The sequence below is a fragment of the Hyphomicrobium sp. 802 genome (assembly GCF_000526135.1).
In the GTDB taxonomy this organism is placed as follows: Bacteria; Pseudomonadota; Alphaproteobacteria; order Rhizobiales; family Hyphomicrobiaceae; genus Hyphomicrobium_B.
Genome location: NZ_JAFM01000001.1, coordinates 1,184,114 through 1,204,214, shown reverse-complemented (window position 1 = coordinate 1,204,214; position 20,101 = coordinate 1,184,114). Strand labels below are relative to the sequence as shown.

Genomic DNA, 20,101 nt, shown 5'->3' with positions numbered 1-20,101 from the left:
CCAAAAAACCGAAACATCGTGCCGCTGAACGCTTCATTCCCACCATCCTGCCGAGTAAAAGGATATAATATAACCATCGCCGTCGGCATGCAACCGCACCGGCGAATTGGCCTATACCCGCCAAATAGCGCAGCGCGTCGCAATCTCGCCACGTTCAATGTGCGTTTCGTATGAAACGCACTCCGAGAATCGCGCGTAATGCGGAGCAAAGGAATTGGGGCCGATCTTGCATAAGTCGTTCAATAAATGTCTCAGCCTCGCGGCCGCCGCGATAATGCTCCTCGCTTTCTCTATACCGGCCTCTGCGCATCCTCATATGTGGATCACATATGAGATGACGGTCGACTACGACAACGGCACCGTTACGGGCGTCGACCATGTCTGGAGCTTCGACGATTCCTATGCGGCGATGGCGCTCGAAGGTCTCGACACTAACAACGACGGCAAATACGACCAGCACGAGCTTGAGCCGCTGCTGAAGGTCAACATGGATGGCCTCAAAGAGTTCAACTACTTCACGGTGGCCAAGCTCGGCGAAGAACAATTGGCGTTCTCGCCGCCGACCCAAGCGCACCTCGAATACACCAACGGTGTCCTCCGCCTTTACTTCCACCTGTCGCTGGCGAAGCCCGTCCTTGCCGATGCCGAGGGCCTGACATTCGCCGTCTTCGATCCCTCCTACTTCATCGACTTCGAGCCAGAGAAAACGGACGCCGTCAAACTTGCATCAGCGCCCGCTGGCTGCGCGGCGACGCTGCTCGATCCCGATGCGGAAAAGACCGACGCGCAGGCCCAGAAGCTCGGCGCCGCGATGGCGCAACAGTTCGGCGCCGGCGTCGTCGGTTTCGGCTCCTACAAAACCGTGGCGATCACCTGCAAGAAATCCTGACCGTCCAGCTTTGGCACAGCGGTTAACGAACCGGCGAGATTCCTCAGCCGCAGAGGCATTAATGACTTAGAAAGGATGTCTTCTTGCGGACCGCGAGGTGACATCAAATGCGTACGGCCCTTCGCACGTTGCTTTTCGTCGTGCTGATGCTCGCACCCGTTACGATTTCGCGCGCCGACATCGATACCGAAGCTGCCATTCCGAACGGCGCATTCGAACTCGTCGTCGTCGAAGCCGAGGGCTGCATCTACTGCCAGCTTTTCCGCCGCGACGTGCTGCCGGCCTACCAGGCATCGTCTCAGGCCAAGGATCTGCCGGTGCGCTTCGTCGATATTAACGATATCGCCGCCGTCCATCTGAGTTTCAAATCCGGCGTCGACATCGTGCCGACATTTGTGGTCGTCAAATCACATACCGAAGTCGGCCGGATTTCCGGCTACATCGGCCCGGAGAACTTCTTTCACTCGATCAGCTATCTGCTGGCTTCAGCCCCCTAAAAGCGCCCAAACGTCGCCCAAGCAGCCAAAAGCCCATGCAATTGGCCTTTTCATTTCGAATTCCCCACGTATCGGTGCCCAAAACCCTTGTAAACTCGGGCTCGCTCCTGTACCGACGCGGTTTCCGTTTTCGGGGGCTTTGGACGCCATCATGAGCCGGATCAGGCCACACGTCGGCATTATCATGGGAAGCCAGTCAGACTGGCCGACGATGAAGCATGCCGCCGATATTTTGACGGCTCTGGGCGTTTCTTTCGAGACCAAGATCGTCTCCGCCCACCGTACGCCGGACCGTCTCTATAGCTACGCCAAGGGTGCCAAAGCTGCTGGCTTGAAGGTCATCATCGCCGGGGCCGGCGGCGCCGCGCATTTGCCCGGCATGGCCGCCGCCATGACGGTGCTGCCGGTATTGGGCGTGCCAGTGGAATCGAAAGCGCTTAAAGGTCAGGACAGTCTGTATTCGATCGTGCAGATGCCGGCGGGCGTTCCTGTCGGCACGCTCGCCATCGGCGAAGCGGGCGCCAAGAACGCGGGACTGTTCGCCGCGGAAATCCTGGCACTTTCTGATCCCGCCCTGGCAGAGCGCCTCGAAGACTGGCGCAAACAGCATTCGGCCGATGTCGCCGAGACACCCGTTCAGGGTTGAAGACCACGCAATGACTGCATTCCCTCCCGGCTCGACCATCGGCATTCTCGGCGGCGGACAATTGGGCCGCATGCTTGCCCTCGCAGCCGCTCGCCTCGGCCTCAAGTCGCACATCTACGCGCCCGAAGCCGATAGCCCAGCGTTCGACGTCGCCGCCGCACACACGGTCGCGGCGTACGAAGACGAAACGCAGCTCGCCAAATTTGCAAGCGCGATCGACGTTGCGACCTACGAATTCGAGAACATTCCCGTACACACGGTCGAATTCCTGTCGACGCGCATTCCCGTTCGGCCCGGCGCCAAGGCCCTCGCCTGCGCCCAGGACCGCATGAACGAGAAATCGCTCGCGCGTGAGCTTGGCGCGATGACGGCAGAGTTCGCGGCCATCGACAGCTTCGCCGATCTCGCAAAAACGCTCGACAACGGCTTCACCATTCCGTCCGTTCTGAAGACACGCCGCTTCGGCTATGATGGCAAAGGCCAAGCGAAAATCTTGACGCGCGCGGACGCCAAAAGTGCGTGGGCCGCCATGCGCGATCAGCCGTCGATTCTGGAGAGCTTCGTCAATTTCCGGGCCGAGGTTTCGGTCGTCGCTGCCCGCGCCATCGATGGCAGCTTCAAGGCCTTCGACGTCACCGAGAACGAGCACCGAAATCACATTCTGCACCGGTCGCTCGCGCCTGCAGCGCTTGCGCCCGACGTCGCCTCTGAGGCCGTCACCATCGCGCAGAAGATCGCTGAAAGGCTCGATTACGTCGGCGTGTTCGCGATCGAGTTTTTCCTCGTCGCTCAAAACGGCCGCGACCACCTCTACGTCAATGAGATGGCGCCGCGCGTGCACAATTCCGGCCACTGGACGATGGATGGCGCACTGACTTCGCAATTCGAGCAGCACATCCGCGCCGTCGCCGGCTGGCCGCTCGGCTCAACGAGCCTGAAAGCGCCCGCCGCCGAAATGATCAACCTCATCGGCGACGATATTCTTGCCTGGGAAAAGATCGCAGCCGAACCCGGCGCGTTCTTTCATCACTACGGCAAGAAGGAAGCGCGCCCCGGCCGCAAGATGGGCCACGTCAATCGTCTGCTCCCGAAGAAGTAGACTCAGCCTTCGCGGCGCCGATACGCAATCGTCGATAGAATAGCGGCAAGCACGAACACCGCCGGCGGCGCCAATCCGCGACCGAGCGGGACGTAACCGGGTAGCACCACGACCAGCACCCAGACCACATCTGCCCAGCCGACGACCGCAAGATTGAGCCAAAATCCTAATCGATCGTTCTTCGCCACGCGCCACAACGCAACGACGATTGCAAACAGTGAGATTGACAGCATATAGGCCGCGAGCTGCAACAACCGCCCTTGCGCGATGCCATGCTCATCGAGCGCCAGCATCATGATCTGCCACGAGACATAAATGTGAAACGCGCCCCACGCGGCATAAAGGAGCGCAGCGGATTGTGAAAGAAAGCGCGTCGTGACGTTCATGTCCGCTCCATGCAAAGCCTTGAAAGGCATTCGCATGGAGCAACGAGTGCGTTACACGCACAGCAAGCGGGGCGATGCGGCCGTTAAAGCATTGAGCTTTCAAGCGGCTGATCGAGCTTTCTCTCGTCGCCGCCGAGCGTATGCTTCACGATCCGCCAGTTCCCGTTCTGCAGCGCGAACTCGGCGGCAAACGGCCCACCCAACAAATCGCGCGTGCCCTTACGAGCACCGGTCACGCGATAGAGAATGAAGCCACTCGCGACAGCCGAATTGCATCCCGGCGTCACAGTCATCTTGACAACGACCGGCTGCGGATGCCGGGCGAGCAGTCCGGCGTAAAAATTCCGAATGGCGTCTTTTCCGACCAGCGGGGCCGACGCTTTCGCGGGGATCAACGTCGCATCATCCGCATAGAAATTTGCAAGCTTGTCCGCTGATCCGGACGCGACAGCCGAATTCCAGCTATCGAACAATTGCGAAATCACCTGCGGCGTCGGCGTGGTGCAATCCAATTCGTCGGCGTGAACCGCGCGCGGAATAAGAAGCGCGGCCGCGACGAAAGCCGTCATGGCAAAGCGAAAAACAATGGACCTTGTGATGGTATCTATGGGCAGCGAAGAGATCATGGCGATACGTCCCTATCCTTCCCTCGAAGGCTATCCCCGTCGCGATTTCCTGACCGTAATCGGCTATTCATGCCTTAGGTACGCTGCACAAACCCTTACTACACTGCGCTAAATCAATTTCCTGCATTTGAGTTTATTTTTAAACGCAGATGCCGATGACGTCAGTTCGCAAGTATGTTTCGACGGCGCGAGCCCTATCGTTTCAATTGCACTTTCGGACGGCCATGATTGCGATTTTCTCCAGCTTCGGTCGAACTCGGTCGACATGCGCACCATAAGACGCAGCTGCACAGCCGTTGCATGCCTTTGACGGGCGCTCCCATCCAAGCGCAGACCGACGAGCCATGACGAAATTTCACTCCCGACGAGAGGCTCTGAATGCACCTTTAGCGGCGGCGCAAATCGCGGTTCCTTCCGTCGGCTCTTTGGTATCTGATGCAGCACACAGCTTCGCGATGCACATAAAATTCCGGGATTTTGCATAACGGACCCGCAGCCGGAATCCGTCGCATCACGTGCATTTTCCCACTGCGGTTCATCCCCAGTTAATCGTGCATCCGTTTTGTGGAACTGCAGCGGATGAACGCCGTTGAGCGGATACCGATCATGTCGGTATACGACGCTTCAGTCGCACCCCTGAAAAATACCCAAGGAGCCACAATGAAACGCATAATCATATTCGTGATGGCGTTGATGACGGCCATGGCAGTGCCGGTCATCGCCGAAGCGAGACACGGAGGCCATCACGGCGGCGGTCACCACTTCGGCAGACATCATGGCGGCGGTCATCACTTCCGCGGCCATCGCGGTTTTCGCGGCCATCACTTCCGCGGCGGACGCCACTGGGGCCATCGTGGTCATTGGCGTGGTCACCATTGGCGTGGCGGTCGTCACTGGGCGGGACGTCATTGGCGTCGCGGCCACTGGCATGGTCACCGTCGCTGGTGGCGTGGACGCTGGTGGGCCTATGGCGTCGGTTCGTGCTGGCGCTGGTCGCCGTACTATGACCGCTTCGTGTGGGTCTGCTACTGACGTCACCTGAACGTGCGAAGCACGCATGAACGTTTCGACGGCCCTGCTCACGCAGGGCCGTTTTTTTTTTCGCGCCACTATGATGAGCGACCTGTACCGGCCATTCACCACATATCGAGATCAAGGTCTTTCTCGAACTGCGAGATCATCGCCGTGACTTTGTTGAGCGGCGCCGGAAAGAAGCGGCAGCCCGCGCCAGTCGTGGCTTCCTTCGCCGCTTATTCGGAATTTGATGCATCACAACATCATATCGCGCTGCAATGACGATATTTTCTTAACGAAATTCACGTCGAAATCGGCCGCTCGATTTACACACTCGCGCATTCAGCCCGAGGTAATCGTGCTATTAAATTTAAAGAACTACGGCGGATAAACGCCGTTGAGCGATCACCGGTCTTATCAGCCTTGGTCACTTCGATTGCGCCCCAAATAAAACCAAGGAGCCACAATGAGACGCATAATTGTATATGTGATGGCGATGATGACGGCGTTGTCGATGCCGCTCATTGCCGAAGCTCAACCAAATTTCGCAAACTCGGCTCTCCGCACGCAAGCGGCTGAGCACAACGGCATCGACCAAGTGAGACGAGGCGGTGGCGGATTTCGTGGTGGCGGGTTCCGCGGCGGACGGCATTTCCGCGGCGGCGGGCGCCACTGGAACGGCGGGCGTGCCTGGCGCGGCGGACGATACTGGCGCGGTGGCCGTGCCTGGCGTGGTGGCCGTTACTGGCGCGGTGGTCGCTGGTACGGTGGTCGCGGCCGTTATTGGGGTGGCCGCTGGTGGGCCTACGGTGTTGGCACCTGCTGGCGCTGGTCGCCGTACTATGGCCGCTTCGTGTGGGTCTGCTACTGATGTAATCTGAACGTGCGAAGCACACACGAAAGTTTCGACGGCCCCGCCCTTGCACGGGGCCGTTTTTGTTTGCGCGCAACAGAAGCCGTCGAGAAAAACGATCGTCACGCCGCGCACTTGACACCACACCGCCGCCAAGGCGATTGATGCGTCAACGGTTGAAATCAGAAAGCTTCAGGAGACGCAGCCTGTGGACACCAAATCAGTCATGATCGGAATACTTGCCGTCGCTGTCGTCGTCCTCGGCTATCTCCTCTGGGACGCGAACCAGACGAAAGTGAAAGTCGATCTGCCGGGCATCAAGATCGAGGGGCGTTAATTGAAGTAGTCAAAACTCAACACCGTCACCCCGACGCAGGTCGGGGTCCAGGCAAGCCAATCGATTTCTAATTTTTTCAATATTTGGCTGGATCCCGGCCTTCGCCGGGATGACGAAGAGAGGTTTCCTAACCCAACCCCCGCGCCTCTTCCTGCACTTTCACATCCGCGATGATGCGATCAAGAAGCAGGCACGTCCGCTTCCATAAGTCGGAGCCTTTGCGGTAATCGGCGCTGGCGTAGAAATCGCAGCGCCCGGCCTTGAAAAGCTCGATGCACTTCGTCTCGCTCTCGTCCGCCCCGTGCACCGCAATCGCGTGGCCGCCGTTCTTTTTCAGAAGCGCCATCGACGGCACGTCCGTGTCGCCGTCGCCGAAATAGATGAAGTTCGAAAACGGAATGGGCCGCTCCTCCTCGGGCATGTGCATGTTGATGCTGCGGCCGAGATCCTCGATGCCCTTGTTGATGCGAAACAGAAACTGCGTCTTGCCGGTATCGGAAATCACGCGCTTCGGAAACGGCAGGTCGTAAGCGTCGAACCAATATTCGCTCGCGAACACGTTGGCGAAGTGCCGATAAATCTTCGTGCCCTCGATGATCTCCGTCAGCCCTGACGACACGAGATAATGCTTCACCGAGATTTCCGCGTCGCCCGCGCGCTTCTTCACATAGGCGTGCATCGCGTCGAACCATGCCTCGACGCCGGGATACAGTTCGACCGTCTTGCCCTGGGCGACGAGATCGGCGCGATCGATGCGGACGTTCTTCTCCTTCGCCTTCTTGTACATCAGGTGCATGTAAGTGATCAGGGCGTCGGCGCGCTCCGCCTTGGCGATGCGCGTGCACTCGGACCAGAACTCTTTCGGCTCGATGCCGAGCTTCGGTAGGAACGCATATTCCTGCATCGGCTTCGGCGACAGCGTGCCGTCGAAGTCATAGACCAGCGCGATGACTTTCTTGTTTGCCGTGGCCGACTCTGCTTCGCGGAGCCGACCGGTCGCGGCGGCCTTGGCTCGCGCGCGTGGAGGGCTTTTCCCGGACGCATTCGTCTCGCGTTCCGCAAGCCGCCCGGCTACGCCGTTCCCCTGCCTTCCACCAACCCGCTCGACCATGAGCCTCTCTCCGCTCTCGACTTGTAGAGCGGAGAGAAACGTGATTCGGGTGGCACAAGAAAGTCGGACGGCTATTTCCCGTCCGGATCGGCGTAGATTTCCTCGCGAACCTGCGCGTAGCTCAGCACCGAAAACAGAACGGTACCGCCAAAAACATTGCCTGCCAGCGTCGGCATGAAGAAACGGAACACCGCATTCTCAAGCGTCGTGGTGCCCGTCAGCACGCCGTAGATCGCTTCCGCGCTTCCGGCGACAATGTGCGTAAAGCCGAACAGCGCGATTAGATACGTCAGCAGAGTGATGATCAGAAACTCGACGTGCTCCGTCGATGACAAGATCCAGACGAGCGCCGCGATGATCCACCCCGCGCCGATGCCCTTGGCGAACATCTCGCCAGGTGTATTGGCCATGACCCTGCCGACGATCTCGCTCATCGCCGTCGCGACGGCGGCCGGCACGATCGGCAGGAAGGCCATCGCCATCGCGAAGATCAAACAGCCGACGATGTTCGCCGCGAGCACGATGCCCCACAGGCGCACCATCCGCAAAACCCAGTGCAGCTGCTTGCGCGCCATGATCGGCAGAACGGCCGTCAGCACGTTTTCGGTAAAAAGCTGTTGATGCCCGAGAATGACAATCAGGAAGCCGACGGCATATCCGAGCTTGGCAATAACCTCGCTCGATCCACCTGCGGGCAGATGCGCGGCAATCGCCGCTTCCGTCAGAAACGAAAAGCCGATCGAAATGCCCGCGGCCACGCCCGACCACCACAGCGCCGAAACCGGCCGCCGAAGCTCGATCTCGCCCTGCACGCGGATGATCTCATAGACGACCGCCGGGCGATGGCGCACGCCTTCGCGGACCTGCTGCTTCTCCTTGCGGCTAAGTCCGGAGCCCGGCGACGGATCGTTCGATTTGGAGGGTTTTTCCTCCTGCGCGGTCTCCACCTCGTCTTTCGGAGGTTTAGCTGCCATCAGTGCTTGCAATCCGGGCCATGCACATGGCCAGGAAGCCCGTGCGCAACGCCATGATCGTGGTCGTGATCATGCCCGTGATGATGGTGATCATGGTCATGTCCATGGTCGTGGCTATGATCGTGTCCGCAGCCACATTCGTCGCCATGCTCATGATGGTGATGCGCTTCCGGATCGACGAGCGCCGCCGCAAGCTTGCGCTCGAGTGCAATCGACATCTCGCGCGGGCTGTCCTTATCCTCGATCAACAGCGCCATCACTTCGGCGCCAAGGCGAAAATCATCGACCGCACCGAGATAGTGCCGGCGCAGGCGCCCCTGCCGATCGAACAGCAGCAGCGCAGGCGTGCCTTGCAGTTCATAGGCCTTCATCGTCTCCGGCAAACCGTCGCCGTTCGGCTTGTCGAGCGCAACCGGAATGGTGATGCCGTTCTCGTTCAGATAGGCTTCGACCTTCTCCGGCGTCTGCTCGTCGAGCCGCTCGAACGGCATGTGAAGTCCAAAGACCGCCACTTCGTTCTCTTCGAACGCTCCGCGCAGGCGCATCGCCTGCGGCAGGCCGAATTTCTGCGAGCCCGGACAGACGAGCTGCCAAACGGCAACGACGATGACTTTGCCCTTCTCGGCTTTCAACGTGCGCTTTGAATCCGAGTTCAGCCAACGCTGGGCGACAATCTCGGGTGGGCGTTCCGGGTTGAACATTTTTGAAACAATCCTCGGTTGATCTGTCGGTTATATAACACCGCAGCCGCCCTCTGCGCAGGGGCTTCCGGCCCGGATATTCGGTACTTCAGTCGCAGTCGCCTGATTTCTCGAAGCCGATAGGCGCCGTCTTCTCGGAACAGGAAAACGCCGCCGGCATGGTGCAGGGTTCCGCGGGGTTAGGCGAATAAATGCGAAAATAGAGCGGGCAGCCGCGCATCACGTTGTAAGCCGAAACACATCCCGTGGGCTGCGCCAGGCGTTCTTGCGATTTTGACTGAAGCGCCCAGTTCGTCCGTTTCGCCCACCGGTCTTCGACAATCGACAACGTCGGTGTATTGGCTGCAAAACGCTCAGCCAATGCATCCGGCGTTTGCCGGTCGGGCGGAATGTCGAGAAGAAACCGGCCCGACGGTTCGCGATACCCGATCATGACCGCATCCTGCTTCGGACAGGCGGCAATGGCCGTCGCGATCATCTGCGCCGGCCAGATCCTGTCGATGCTGGGCAGCACGACGCCCAGCAGCGTCACTCCGAACAGTCCGAGCGCGGAAACGCCCACCGCGGCCCAGCGCCGCAAATGCCCCTCACGGCCAAGCTGGCCGGTCCAGATGAAGAGCGACGCGATGATGGCGATAAGGACCATGGCGACAAGGCCCGGCAGCTCGCCGACGAAGGCATAGATAGCTGCGAAAATCGCCAACGGCAGCGCCGCGAGCGCGGTCGGCCAGATCCAGAAGCCGCTCCATTCGGGCTGCTTGCCGTCGCCCCGCTCACTCGTCACGACCATCGCCACAGCGAGCGCCAGTGCCGGAAACATCGTCTGCACCATGTAGGTGCCGGGCTTCGATGACAGCGCTTCGAGATAAATCAGGTATCCGATGACCCAGGCGAGCAGGAAACGCGGCAATCGCTGTTGCTCGCGTTCGGCCCAGAACCGTTTGACGGCGGTACCGAGCAGCATCGTTCCAGGGATGAAACCAAGCAACAGCGCCAGAACAAACGTGCCGGGAAAAGCGCGAAGCTTCATGTCCTGCGCACCGCCGAGCGCGGCAAGAAACTCCCTCCAGCTCAGACCCGAAAACGCCACGCCGTCCTGATGCGCACGCACCAACAACCAGGGCGCGCCGAGCACCAGCGCTATCGGCACGCCAAGGACCGGGCGTAACCGCTTCAGCCAAGATAGTTCGCGATCAAAAACGTAAAGCGCGATCAGCGTCGCCAGAACAAGGATCGGAACCAGAAGCGCATTAATGAGAATACCGATACCGACCGCGACCCAGAACAGCAGCGCCGTTCCGATCGGCTCTTCCTCATTGGTATAAATGCGCGCGAGCGCCAGCATCGCCACCGTCGCAGGTAACAGCGACAGCCCCTCGGCAATGGCAAGTTGCGAGACGAGCACCGTCAACGGCGCAACCGCAAACAGCGCCGACGCAATCAGCGCGGTCTCCGCTCCAACCAATCCGCGCGCCAGCCAAAACAGCGCGAGGACTGCCAACGTCACCGCCAGAAACGACGGAATGCGATAGACGGTAATGTCGCGATCATGCGCTGGTCCCGCCAGCCATCGCGCCGCACCTTGTGCCCAGAACGTGCCGATCGGGCGATATTGGTGCACGACGTCGCCAAACCGCGGGCTCGTCCAGTCGCCGCGGTCGACCATTGCCCGGGTCGTCTCCGACCAAATGATTTCCGTGCGATCGACGGGCGGCAGGCGCACGAGACCCGGCAAATAGACGACGGCACACAGCGCCAGAAGCGCCAGTGACGGCAACCACGGTCGCTCCGTCAAAGTCGCCCACCAGGTCCACATCGTGCGCTGGCGATCCACTGCCTCTGCCCCCTCGAAACTTGACATGCCTTCGGAACTCGGGTGTTTGCGCATCCGAACGACAAAACGCAAGGGCTTCTGTCCGAATGCCAGGAAAATCGGCCGACCGCGCCACCCGCCGGGCGCGACTTATCGAGCTCATTAAGTCGCGGTCCTTCCAGGAGGGGCCGGAATTCAAGCTCGCGTCAGGTAAAACATCGACTTTTTACTTTAATATGAAACCGACGATGCTCGATAGCGAAGGGGCCTATCTGGTCGCATCGCTGATCCTCGATCAACTCGAAGGTACCGACGTCGATCTCATTGGCGGCCTGGAAATGGGCGCCGTGCCGATTGCATCGAGCGTGGCGGCCGTTGCTTTTACCGAAGGGCGAAAGCTGCCCGCCTTCTTCGTGCGCAAGCAGGTCAAGGAACATGGCACGCAAGCGCTGGTCGAGGGACTGGCGAAGGGCGAAAGCATGGCCGGCAAGAAAATCGTCGTCGTCGAAGATGTCACGACGACCGGCGGCTCAGCCTTGAAAGCGGCTGACGCATTGAAAGCGGCCGGCGCCGACATCGTGCGCGTCATCACCATCGTCGACCGCTTGGACGGTGCAGCCGAAACCTTCGCCACCGCCGGCCTGAATTTCGAACCGCTGCTGACGCTGGCTGATTTCAAGAAGTAATCGTCATCCTCGGGGCCGACCCGAGGATGAGGGAACTCTCAGCCATTAAAGTCACAGAAGCTCCAGCCTACCCGAGCGTCTGCTTCAGAAATGCGCTCGTGCGCTCCCACGCAAGCTCGGCACAGTGACGATCATGAACGGAGCGCTGCTCGTTCATGAACGCGTGGCTTGCATCATAGCGGTAGAACTCGAACGCCTTGCCAGCCGCCTTCAACCCCGCCTCGAACGCATTGACGTTCTCAGGCGTCACGAAATCATCGCTATTTGCAAAATGCCCCTGCAGCGGAATTTTCACATCCGCTGGCTTCGCGACCGCATCCGGCGGCAGGCCATAGAACGAAACCGCCGCGGCAAACTCCGGAACGCGGCACGCCGCCAGCACCGTAACGGCACCGCCCATGCAGAACCCAGCCACCGCAACCTGTGGGCTCGACTTCAACAGAAACTGCGCTGCGCCGCGCACAACCTGATCGCACGCGTCGAGGAAGTTCAGCGACTGCATCTCGCGCAAAGCGCCTTCGCTATCATGATAGGGAATAACGGTTCCGGCATAGAGGTCCGGCGCAAGCGCATCGTAACCGAGAAGCGCAAAGCGATCGCACAGACCCTTGATCTGTTCTTGCAGTCCCCACCATTCCTGGATGACGACAACGCCCGGCGCATTCGCGGTGCCTGCGAGCGAAAGGTAACCCTCGGCCGTCTTGCCGTCGGGACGTGTGAAAGGAATACGGGTGCCCATGCTCTGACGCTCCAGTTTCTGCCGGCGCGCCTTTCTTAGGCATCGCAACGCGGATGATCAACGCCCGAGGCGACGCACGTGCCCCGCCTCGAGCGCAACGCGCGTTATTCCGCCGCGATACCCGGCTGCACGACGGGGCTTGCCTTCATGACCTCGGCGTCGACGTAAGCCGCAAACTTCGCGAAGTTATCGTGGAACATCTGTGCGAGCTTAGACGCCATGGCATCGTAGGCTTTCGGATCGGCCCACGTCTGGCGCGGATTGAGGAGCTTCTGATCGATCCCGTCCATCGCCACCGGGACAGCGAAACCGAACACCGGATCGACCCGCATCGGCTGTTCTTTCAACGTGCCGGAAAGCGCCGCATTGAGCAGGCCGCGCGTCACCTTGATCGGCATGCGTGAACCATCGCCGTACTTGCCGCCGGTCCAGCCCGTGTTGACGAGCCAGCAATCGACGCCATGTTCAGCAATGAGCTGACGCAGCAGGTTGCCGTAGACACTCGGATGGCGCGGCATGAATGGCGCACCAAAGCACGTTGAGAAGGTCGGCTTCGGCTCCGAGCCCATGCCCTTCTCCGTGCCCGCAACCTTCGCCGTGAAGCCTGAAAGGAAATGATACATCGCCTGACTCGGCGTCAGCTTCGCAATCGGCGGTAGCACGCCGAACGCATCGGCCGTCAGCATCACGATGTTCTTTGGATGTCCGGCCGTCCCTGTCGGGCTTGCGTTGGCGATGGCATCCAAGGGATAGGCCGAGCGAGAATTCTCAGCCAAGCGATTGTCGTCAAAATCCGGAATACGCGTCTCCGGATCAATCACGACGTTTTCAAGAACCGTGGCGAAGCGGTTGGACGCCGCCCAGATCTGCGGCTCGGCGGCCTGCGACAACCGGATCGTCTTCGCGTAGCATCCGCCCTCGAAATTGAAGATGCCCTTTTCCGACCAACCATGCTCATCGTCACCGAGAAGCTCCCGCGACGGATCGGCCGACAATGTCGTCTTACCCGTTCCCGACAAACCGAAGAACACCGCTGAATTGCCGTCCCTGCCCACATTCGCCGAGCAGTGCATCGGCATGACGTTCTTCTGCGGCAGCAAATAATTCAGATACGAGAACACGCTCTTCTTGATTTCGCCCGCGTAGCTTGTGCCGCCAATCAAAACGATGCGCTTCGTGAAGTTACAGGCGATGACCGTTTCGCTCCGCGTACCATGATAGAGCGGCGCGGCGCGAAAGCTCGGCAGATCGACGACCGTGAACTCAGGCAGGAAGTTCTCAAGCTCGCTCGCTTCAGGCCGCCGAAGCAGATGGCGAATAAACAGCGATTGCCAAGCGTGCTCGGTCACGACGCGCGTGTTGAGCCGGTGCTCGGCGTCGGCGCCGGCATAAAGATCCTGGACGAAGAGTTCCTTGTGACGAGCAAAGCCGACGAAATCGGCAAGCAGGCGGTCGAATTGCTCTTCCGACATTTCCTTCGCGTTGTCCCACCAGATCGCGTCATCGGTCTGATCGTCGCGAACGATATATTTATCTTCTGCCGAGCGGCCCGTGTGCTGCCCAGTCTCGACGCCGACGGCGCCGCTCGCGGCAAGCCGGCCCTCGCCGCGCCGAATGATGAATTCCATCAACTCGGCCTCGCGGAGATTGCGACGAACCTTCTGAGAGGGCAGTGTGGGAAACAGCTCGGTCATAAGATTTTAGCCCTTTGGGGTAAGCGCCTCTCGGCGCAGCGCACATATAATCACGCCAGCGCGGCGAACCATCGATGGGCGAAAAACGCACCACTCGCCCATTTGTGCCGCACAATAAAGTCGCTCCGGCGGGATCGTCCCGCTGTTGGCGGAGGATAGCTGCAAACTCAAGCCGTTCTTAGGTCCTACTTGGGACGATAAAAGGGATAAGAACGCGAAAAAACCGGTAACACTGTGTTACCGCTCAGAATTCCTAAGAGTCGTCATTACGCGGACCATGCGGCGAATAAAGGCCGTAAACAAGCGCTTTTCTGCATTTGTAAGCTGCGAATTTCGCCACATTGCTTGCCGACAGCGGCCCCGTCGCCTATTCAGGTACTATTCAGCCTCCGGAGCCCATTTGATCGGAGCGCCACAATTGCTACACCATGCCGCCATATGCGCCTAAGGGGCATGGCGAGCATTCCCGTCGCGGCCGAGGGGGCAGAAGAGGAAAAGATGAAGGAAAAGAGCACCATCGCACTCGTCGACGACGAGCGGAACATCCTGACCTCGTTGCGGATGGCGTTGGAGGCCGAGGGATACAAGGTTCGCACTTACGGTGACGGTGTTTCAGCACTCGAAGCCCTGACGGAAGAGCCCGCCGACCTTGGCATTTTCGACATCAAGATGCCGCGCATGGACGGCATGGAATTGCTGCGCCGGGTGCGCCAGCAATCCGCGATGCCCGTCATTTTCCTGACTTCCAAGGACGAGGAAATCGACGAGCTGTTTGGCCTCAAGATGGGTGCCGACGATTACATCGCGAAGCCATTTTCGCAGCGTCTCATCGTCGAGCGCGTGAAGGCTGTGCTCCGTCGTGTTTCGCCCAAGGACGGCACGACCACCGAAGATGAAGCCAAGCGCGTGCTGGAGCGCGGCAAGCTGAAACTCGATCCCGAGCGTCATACTTGCCACTGGGATAGCAAGGCCGTCACGCTGACGGTCACGGAATTTCTGATCCTGCAGGCGCTGGCAACGCGCCCCGGCGTCGTCAAGACGCGCGACGCATTGATGGATGCTGCCTACGACGATCAGGTGTATGTGGACGACCGGACGATCGACAGTCACATCAAGCGGCTTCGCAAGAAGTTCAAGCAGGTCGATGACGACTTTGATGTGATCGAAACACTTTATGGCGTCGGCTATCGCTTCAAGGAGTAAGCGACCCGATAAGCCACCGGGGACGGGATGGCACTAGACAGCAACGACATCTCGACAGCGGCAGCGCTTGAAAGCCCCGCGGGCGAGATCGCTGCGCCTGAAACGGCTAAATCGCGGCCTAAGTTTGATGCACGCGCCTTCGCGGCGCGTGCTGCGACGGCTACGGGTAGCTGGCTGGCGAAAGGTTGGATTGCGCGCGTCATCGGGAAAAACCTGCGACGCCGCATTCTTCTTGCGAACCTGCTCGGCCTCGCCGGGCTTTTGTTCGCAATGCTCTACTTAAGTCTCCATCACGGCTGGCTGCTCGACGCCAAGGTTGACGTCGTCAAAACTGTTTCGCGCATCACCGCCGAAGCCATCGCCTACCGCGCCGTCAACGAGCGCGCGATTTTTGATCCCAACCGCATTCCAGACAAGGCGCCGTTGCGCGCCCAGCGCGATGATGCGTTCGCGGCCCTCGAACTGCCGATCGACCCGCATCAGGCGGCGATCATTCTGAGAAAGCTTGTCGGCCCCGCCGATCTCAAAGCACGTATTTATTCGGCCAAGGGCACACTGATCCTCAACGGCGACGCGTTGTTCTCCAACAGCAACGACAAACCGGACCCGCCACCTGACGCCAACGACCCGACACCGCGCCTGAAGAATTTCTGGACGCGTCTGCATTATTGGGTGATCAACAAGGAATTGAAGGTCTACCGCGAACTCGGCACCGCCAACGGCTTCCTCTATCCGGAAGTCCGCAACGCTGCGATCAATGGTATCGAAACGCCCATTCTGCTGCTCAATCGCCACGGACAGCAAATCGTCTCGATGGCCGAGCCGATCAAGCGCGGAAACAAAATCCTCGGCGTTTTGCTGATTTCGACGAACCCCGGCGATATTGACGACATCCTCTGGGACGAGCGCTGGCTGATCTTGCAGATCGCCGCGATGGCGCTCGTGGTTTCCGTCGGAAGCTCGCTCGTACTCGAACGAACGGTCGCTGGCCCCATGCGCAGGCTTTCCGATGCCGCCAACCGCGTGACACAGAACATCTCCGCCCGCGAGCAGTTGCCTGACATGACGGGCCGCCGCGACGAAGTCGGGCAGACCGGTCGCGCCTTCGTCTCTATGACGAACGCGCTCTACCGGCGCATCGAAGCCAGCGAGAAGTTCGCGGCCGACGTCGCGCATGAACTGAAAAACCCGCTGGCTGCCGCCCGCTCGACGGCCGAAGCCTTGGCTTACGCGAAGTCCGATACTGATCGCACCGAGCTGGTCCAAGAGATCCAGGCCGAGCTGAAACGCCTGAACCGCCTCATCAACGACATTTCCAGCACCTCACGTCTCGATGCCGAGTTGGCTCGCCAGGAAATGCAGCCGATCGACATTCGGGTCGTGCTCGAAAACATCAACGCGCTTTTCACCGACATGCTCGCCGACGACAGCCGGAAATTGCGGCTGTTTATCGAACCCGGCGGTCCGGCGTCCTACACGGTCCGTGGCAACGACAGCCGCCTCGGCCAGGTTTTCACGAACCTGATCGACAACGCCCTGTCCTTCTCGCCGGAAGGCACGATGGTGACGGTGCGTGCCCGACCCAACAGCGCCAATGTCGAAATCACCGTCGAAGACGAGGGACCCGGCATTCCCTCCAATAAGCTCGGACAAATCTTCGATCGCTTCTACAGCGACCGGCCCCTGACCGACGCCAAGCGCGGAAAAAATTCCGGACTTGGGCTTTCGATTTCGCGCGAGATCATCGCCAGCCATAACGGCGAAATCTTCGCCGAGAACCGCAGCAAGGACGACCCTCAGTCGCGTAAGGGCGCGCGCTTTACCGTTCGCCTCCCGCTATCTCCCATTGTTGGAGTCGGGCTTGTCTGGCGAAGTTGAGCGCGTTCACGGCACGGCGATCGCCCTCGGCAGCCGCGCCGCGCTCATTCGCGGAGCATCCGGGGCCGGAAAGTCCGACCTCGCATTCCGCTGCCTCGGGCTCGGCATCTCCGGCCTCATTCGCGACACCGTAAAGCTCGTCGCCGACGACCAGGTCCTACTAAAGCAGGAAGGCCCTGACATCGTCGCCAGTGCGCCCGCGCCCCTACGCGGTAAACTTGAAGTGCGCGGCCTCGGCATCCTGGAGGTTGACGCCATCGCGGAAGCGAATCTCGTCCTCGTCGCAGACCTCGTCAGCGACGGCAGCATCGAGAGATATCCTGATCCTTGGCCCGAAATCCGCATTTTAGGGCTCGAAATTCCGCTCCTCCACCTATATCCATTTGAGAGTTCGAGCGCCCTTAAGCTTGTGACAGCAATCACGATGGCGCCCCGGTCACGTTTTGCGCCGTAAGGTTCGATGTCGATCCAGAAACCTCTTGCACCGACGGCAAACACTTGCCACTTTCCGCGCCAAACGGCGAAGCTACAATCGGCTCCGCTGAATGGTACTGAAATGGCCCGTCGCACATGATCGGACTTGTCATCGTCACGCATGGCGGGCTTGCGCAAGAATTTCGCAATGCGCTCGAGCACGTCGTCGGAAAACAAGAAGCGCTCGAAACGATCGCGATCGGACCGGACGACGACATGGAAGCGCGTCGTCTCGAAATTCTGAATGCCGTGCAGAGCGTCGATAACGGCAAAGGCGTCATCATCCTGACGGATATGTTTGGCGGAACGCCTTCTAATCTTGCCATCTCGGTGATGGATGAAACGAAGGCCGAAGTGATCGCCGGCATAAGCCTGCCGATCCTCGTGAAGCTTGCGAGCATTCGCGCCGAGACACCTCTCGACCAAGCTGTCATTATGGCCCGCGACGCCGGCAAGAAATACATCAAAGTTGCGAGCCAAGAACTCTCTGGCGGTTAAGAGCGAGCGATGCCCGAACTGGCCAATAGCCTGAAACCGGAAGCCATAGTCATCATCCGCAACGTCAAGGGCCTGCACGCCCGCGCGTCGGCAAAGTTCGTGAAGCTGGCGGAAAGCTTCGACGCCGCTGTCACGGTTACCCATCACGGCAATTCGGTAGGCGGCACATCCATCATGGGCCTGATGATGCTTGCCGCTGGACCCGGATCTGAGTTGCACATCGTCGCCGAAGGCCCGCAAGGACCGGAAGCGCTTCAGGCCTTGGTCCACCTCGTCGAAGCCGGTTTCGACGAAGAATGCATCGGCGACGCCTGATCCACATGGCAGCCGGCTCCTCGAACGGAGGCGCCAAGCACAAACAAAAAAGGAAACGCCTGGGCGTTCCCTTTTTTAGTAGTGCCCGATGTCTCGCCCGTTATTGCGAGAGGTAAAGGGTCGAAATTTTCAGCGCGATATCGCGGAACGCAGCCTTGAGCGCATCGCCCGTCGATGAGTTGTAATAGTGGTTTGTATCGGTCGCGCAATTTTTGAGCGTAGTGTCCGCCAATGTGCCGGTGCCGATCTGGAAACCAACCGTATAGACTTCGATGTCCTTGTCCTTCATCGCCGTGCACAAACTACTCGCCTGCACGGACGAGCAGCCGTTTACGGAATCGGGGCATTTGGATTGGGGCGGAGTCTGACCATAATCGACCGAATAGCCGTTCGAATCGTATTGCGAGTTATAGTCGCCGTCCGTCATCAAAACGGCGATCTTTCTCAATTTCTCTGTGCCATAAGCCGCCGGCGCACTATTTGGCCAAAGCGACGACCAGTTCGGCGACAGCATGTACCACGCCCAGGCCGTACCAATTTGACCAGCCGTGCCGCCATAGGTGCTCAACGAACTAATTTTATTGAGCAACGTCGTTGTATCGCTCGTCAATGGAAGCGCTGCGACGCCGCTGCTAGTTAAGTTGCAGGTTGGCTGATAATACGTCGTTTTATTTTTGCCCTTGCCTGATGTGTACTGCTCTTGGTGAACCATTACATACTGACCGGATTTCGGGCCATCGTCTGTATACTTCTTCGTCCCTGTGCGCTCCACAACGCACGGATATGACGTCGAGGTCGTTCCAGTCGCGAGCTTGAACGCAGAAGTCGGCAAACGAACGTCTTCCGCAAACGGTACAATCGCGATTCTCGACGTGTATTGGCTCTGATCCTTCCAGACCACGATGTTGACGAGGTCGCTCGCCGCAGACTTGAGATCCGTGAGCTTCTGTCCCTGCATAGAGCCCGTGATGTCCAGCATCAAGCTGACTTCGAGACTCTGCTCGCCATTGCCGCCCACAGCCAACACAGCTTTCGAATAGTCCGATCCGTCCGCGCGAAGTAGGGGCAAAGTCGACGACTCGGTTCCACCCAACCCAAATGCCAAGTGCATGAATGGTGTCGAGATCCGCGCATTGCCCGTCGTCGACATCGCCGTGCCGTTGTCGGACACGAAGAAATTGATATTGTCGGACAGTGGAACCACCTTGATGCGGCTTTTGACACCCTGCTGATAATACGTCTCCGCGACCTGAACAGCAGCCGCCTGATCGCCCCCATTTGATTGCAAAGCCCGCGCTCCGGCGAGCACGGCTGCGTCCGTCGCGGCAATCGTCTGCGAACGTGCGTTGACGAAACGCGCGTAATCGACAGCCAAGCCGATCATTGCAAAAAGAACGAAAATCGTAAGTCCGAAGATGATCGCGACGCTTCCGCGCTCATCGGAACCGAGTGCGGCCCACCGCTTCCTGCTTGCCAAGACCGCCCAGACGCTGCGCCCCGAGTTCAGTGCACTACGCCATACCAACGCGCACTTCATTATCCGCCTCCACGGAAATATACTTGGGCGTCACATTGCGGGCGGATAGATTTATAGGAAATTAATGCGCTAATTTTTAATTATTTATGAGATTAACACGAAATTACTTAAGAAGTTTAAATAAAAAACCA

Annotated in this window: 22 protein-coding genes; 13 read left to right on the top strand and 9 right to left on the bottom strand. The window is 59.3% G+C overall.

Features of this window, described 5'->3' with window-relative positions; genetic code table 11:
• Positions 1–274: 274 nt before the first annotated feature.
• The 4 genes from HYP802_RS0106005 (at position 275) to HYP802_RS0105990 (ending at position 3,131) form a co-directional block, all read left to right on the top strand.
• Positions 275–889, top strand: coding sequence for a DUF1007 family protein (locus tag HYP802_RS0106005; RefSeq protein WP_155831161.1), 615 nt, complete (start codon positions 275–277; stop codon positions 887–889).
• Between the two features lie 107 nt (positions 890–996).
• Positions 997–1,386, top strand: coding sequence for a thioredoxin fold domain-containing protein (locus HYP802_RS0106000; protein WP_013946228.1), 390 nt, complete (start codon positions 997–999; stop codon positions 1,384–1,386).
• A 151-nt stretch (positions 1,387–1,537) separates the two neighbouring features.
• Complete coding sequence (gene purE / locus HYP802_RS0105995) at positions 1,538–2,032, top strand: 5-(carboxyamino)imidazole ribonucleotide mutase (RefSeq protein WP_013946227.1); 495 nt, start codon at positions 1,538–1,540, stop codon at positions 2,030–2,032.
• Between the two features lie 10 nt (positions 2,033–2,042).
• Positions 2,043–3,131, top strand: a complete 1,089-nt coding sequence (locus HYP802_RS0105990) for a 5-(carboxyamino)imidazole ribonucleotide synthase (protein ID WP_013946226.1) — start codon at positions 2,043–2,045, stop codon at positions 3,129–3,131.
• Between the two features lie 2 nt (positions 3,132–3,133).
• Here HYP802_RS0105990 and HYP802_RS0105985 read toward each other — a convergent pair whose 3' ends face one another.
• Both HYP802_RS0105985 and HYP802_RS0105980 read right to left on the bottom strand, forming a co-directional pair.
• Positions 3,134–3,517 (bottom strand): hypothetical protein, encoded by a 384-nt coding sequence (locus HYP802_RS0105985; protein WP_013946225.1) that lies wholly within the window; start codon positions 3,515–3,517, stop codon positions 3,134–3,136.
• Between the two features lie 83 nt (positions 3,518–3,600).
• Positions 3,601–4,143, bottom strand: a complete 543-nt coding sequence (locus tag HYP802_RS0105980; RefSeq protein ID WP_013946224.1) for an SgcJ/EcaC family oxidoreductase — start codon at positions 4,141–4,143, stop codon at positions 3,601–3,603.
• A 660-nt stretch (positions 4,144–4,803) separates the two neighbouring features.
• On the opposite strand from HYP802_RS0105980, the gene HYP802_RS0105970 reads away from it, so the two are divergent.
• The 3 genes from HYP802_RS0105970 to HYP802_RS24095 all read left to right on the top strand — a co-directional run bounded on the left by HYP802_RS0105970 (position 4,804) and on the right by HYP802_RS24095 (position 6,347).
• Positions 4,804–5,175, top strand: a complete 372-nt coding sequence (locus HYP802_RS0105970) for a hypothetical protein (RefSeq protein ID WP_155831159.1) — start codon at positions 4,804–4,806, stop codon at positions 5,173–5,175.
• Positions 5,176–5,623: 448 nt separating this feature from the next.
• Entirely contained in the window at positions 5,624–6,028 is a 405-nt protein-coding gene (locus HYP802_RS23520) for a hypothetical protein (protein ID WP_155831157.1), read from the top strand.
• 190 nt (positions 6,029–6,218) lie between these two features.
• A complete protein-coding gene (locus HYP802_RS24095; RefSeq protein ID WP_013946220.1) occupies positions 6,219–6,347 on the top strand; it encodes a hypothetical protein in 129 nt (42 codons plus the stop codon).
• 127 nt (positions 6,348–6,474) lie between these two features.
• Here the strand turns inward: HYP802_RS24095 and HYP802_RS0105945 are convergent, their stop codons facing one another.
• The 4 genes from HYP802_RS0105945 to HYP802_RS0105930 form a co-directional block, all read right to left on the bottom strand.
• On the bottom strand, positions 6,475–7,458 hold the full coding sequence (locus HYP802_RS0105945; RefSeq protein WP_013946219.1) for an HAD family hydrolase: 984 nt from the start codon (positions 7,456–7,458) through the stop codon (positions 6,475–6,477).
• 71 nt (positions 7,459–7,529) lie between these two features.
• Complete coding sequence (locus HYP802_RS0105940; RefSeq protein ID WP_013946218.1) at positions 7,530–8,432, bottom strand: formate/nitrite transporter family protein; 903 nt, start codon at positions 8,430–8,432, stop codon at positions 7,530–7,532.
• A complete protein-coding gene (locus tag HYP802_RS22125; protein ID WP_013946216.1) occupies positions 8,432–9,133 on the bottom strand; it encodes a TlpA disulfide reductase family protein in 702 nt (233 codons plus the stop codon). Before HYP802_RS22125 ends, HYP802_RS0105940 begins: the two co-directional genes overlap by 1 nt.
• 88 nt (positions 9,134–9,221) lie before the next feature.
• Entirely contained in the window at positions 9,222–10,994 is a 1,773-nt protein-coding gene (locus HYP802_RS0105930; RefSeq protein ID WP_013946215.1) for a glycosyltransferase family 39 protein, read from the bottom strand.
• Positions 10,995–11,053: 59 nt separating this feature from the next.
• Between HYP802_RS0105930 and pyrE the strand changes: the two genes are divergently transcribed.
• Entirely contained in the window at positions 11,054–11,632 is a 579-nt protein-coding gene (gene pyrE, locus HYP802_RS0105925) for an orotate phosphoribosyltransferase (protein WP_013946214.1), read from the top strand.
• A 67-nt stretch (positions 11,633–11,699) separates the two neighbouring features.
• On the opposite strand, the gene HYP802_RS0105920 is transcribed toward pyrE, so the two are convergent.
• Positions 11,700–12,371, bottom strand: a complete 672-nt coding sequence (locus tag HYP802_RS0105920; protein ID WP_024275337.1) for a dienelactone hydrolase family protein — start codon at positions 12,369–12,371, stop codon at positions 11,700–11,702.
• Positions 12,372–12,475: 104 nt separating this feature from the next.
• Positions 12,476–14,065 (bottom strand): phosphoenolpyruvate carboxykinase, encoded by a 1,590-nt coding sequence (locus HYP802_RS0105915; protein ID WP_024275336.1) that lies wholly within the window; start codon positions 14,063–14,065, stop codon positions 12,476–12,478.
• A 498-nt stretch (positions 14,066–14,563) separates the two neighbouring features.
• On the opposite strand from HYP802_RS0105915, the gene HYP802_RS0105910 reads away from it, so the two are divergent.
• The 5 genes from HYP802_RS0105910 (at position 14,564) to HYP802_RS0105890 (ending at position 18,433) form a co-directional block, all read left to right on the top strand.
• A complete protein-coding gene (locus tag HYP802_RS0105910) occupies positions 14,564–15,268 on the top strand; it encodes a response regulator transcription factor (protein ID WP_024275335.1) in 705 nt (234 codons plus the stop codon).
• A 27-nt stretch (positions 15,269–15,295) separates the two neighbouring features.
• Positions 15,296–17,146 (top strand): stimulus-sensing domain-containing protein, encoded by a 1,851-nt coding sequence (locus HYP802_RS0105905; RefSeq protein WP_024275334.1) that lies wholly within the window; start codon positions 15,296–15,298, stop codon positions 17,144–17,146.
• Positions 17,130–17,600 (top strand): HPr kinase/phosphatase C-terminal domain-containing protein, encoded by a 471-nt coding sequence (locus tag HYP802_RS0105900; protein WP_024275333.1) that lies wholly within the window; start codon positions 17,130–17,132, stop codon positions 17,598–17,600. The genes HYP802_RS0105905 and HYP802_RS0105900 overlap by 17 nt, the downstream gene beginning before the upstream one ends.
• 116 nt (positions 17,601–17,716) lie before the next feature.
• The gene (locus tag HYP802_RS0105895) at positions 17,717–18,118 is read left to right on the top strand and encodes a PTS sugar transporter subunit IIA (RefSeq protein ID WP_013946207.1); all 402 of its coding nucleotides are present in this window, start codon (positions 17,717–17,719) and stop codon (positions 18,116–18,118) included.
• 9 nt (positions 18,119–18,127) lie between these two features.
• Positions 18,128–18,433: an HPr family phosphocarrier protein gene (locus HYP802_RS0105890; protein WP_013946206.1), complete on the top strand. Its 306-nt coding sequence runs from the start codon at positions 18,128–18,130 to the stop codon at positions 18,431–18,433.
• Between the two features lie 100 nt (positions 18,434–18,533).
• Here the strand turns inward: HYP802_RS0105890 and HYP802_RS0105885 are convergent, their stop codons facing one another.
• On the bottom strand, positions 18,534–19,970 hold the full coding sequence (locus HYP802_RS0105885; protein ID WP_024275332.1) for a TadE/TadG family type IV pilus assembly protein: 1,437 nt from the start codon (positions 19,968–19,970) through the stop codon (positions 18,534–18,536).
• Positions 19,971–20,101: the final 131 nt, after the last annotated feature.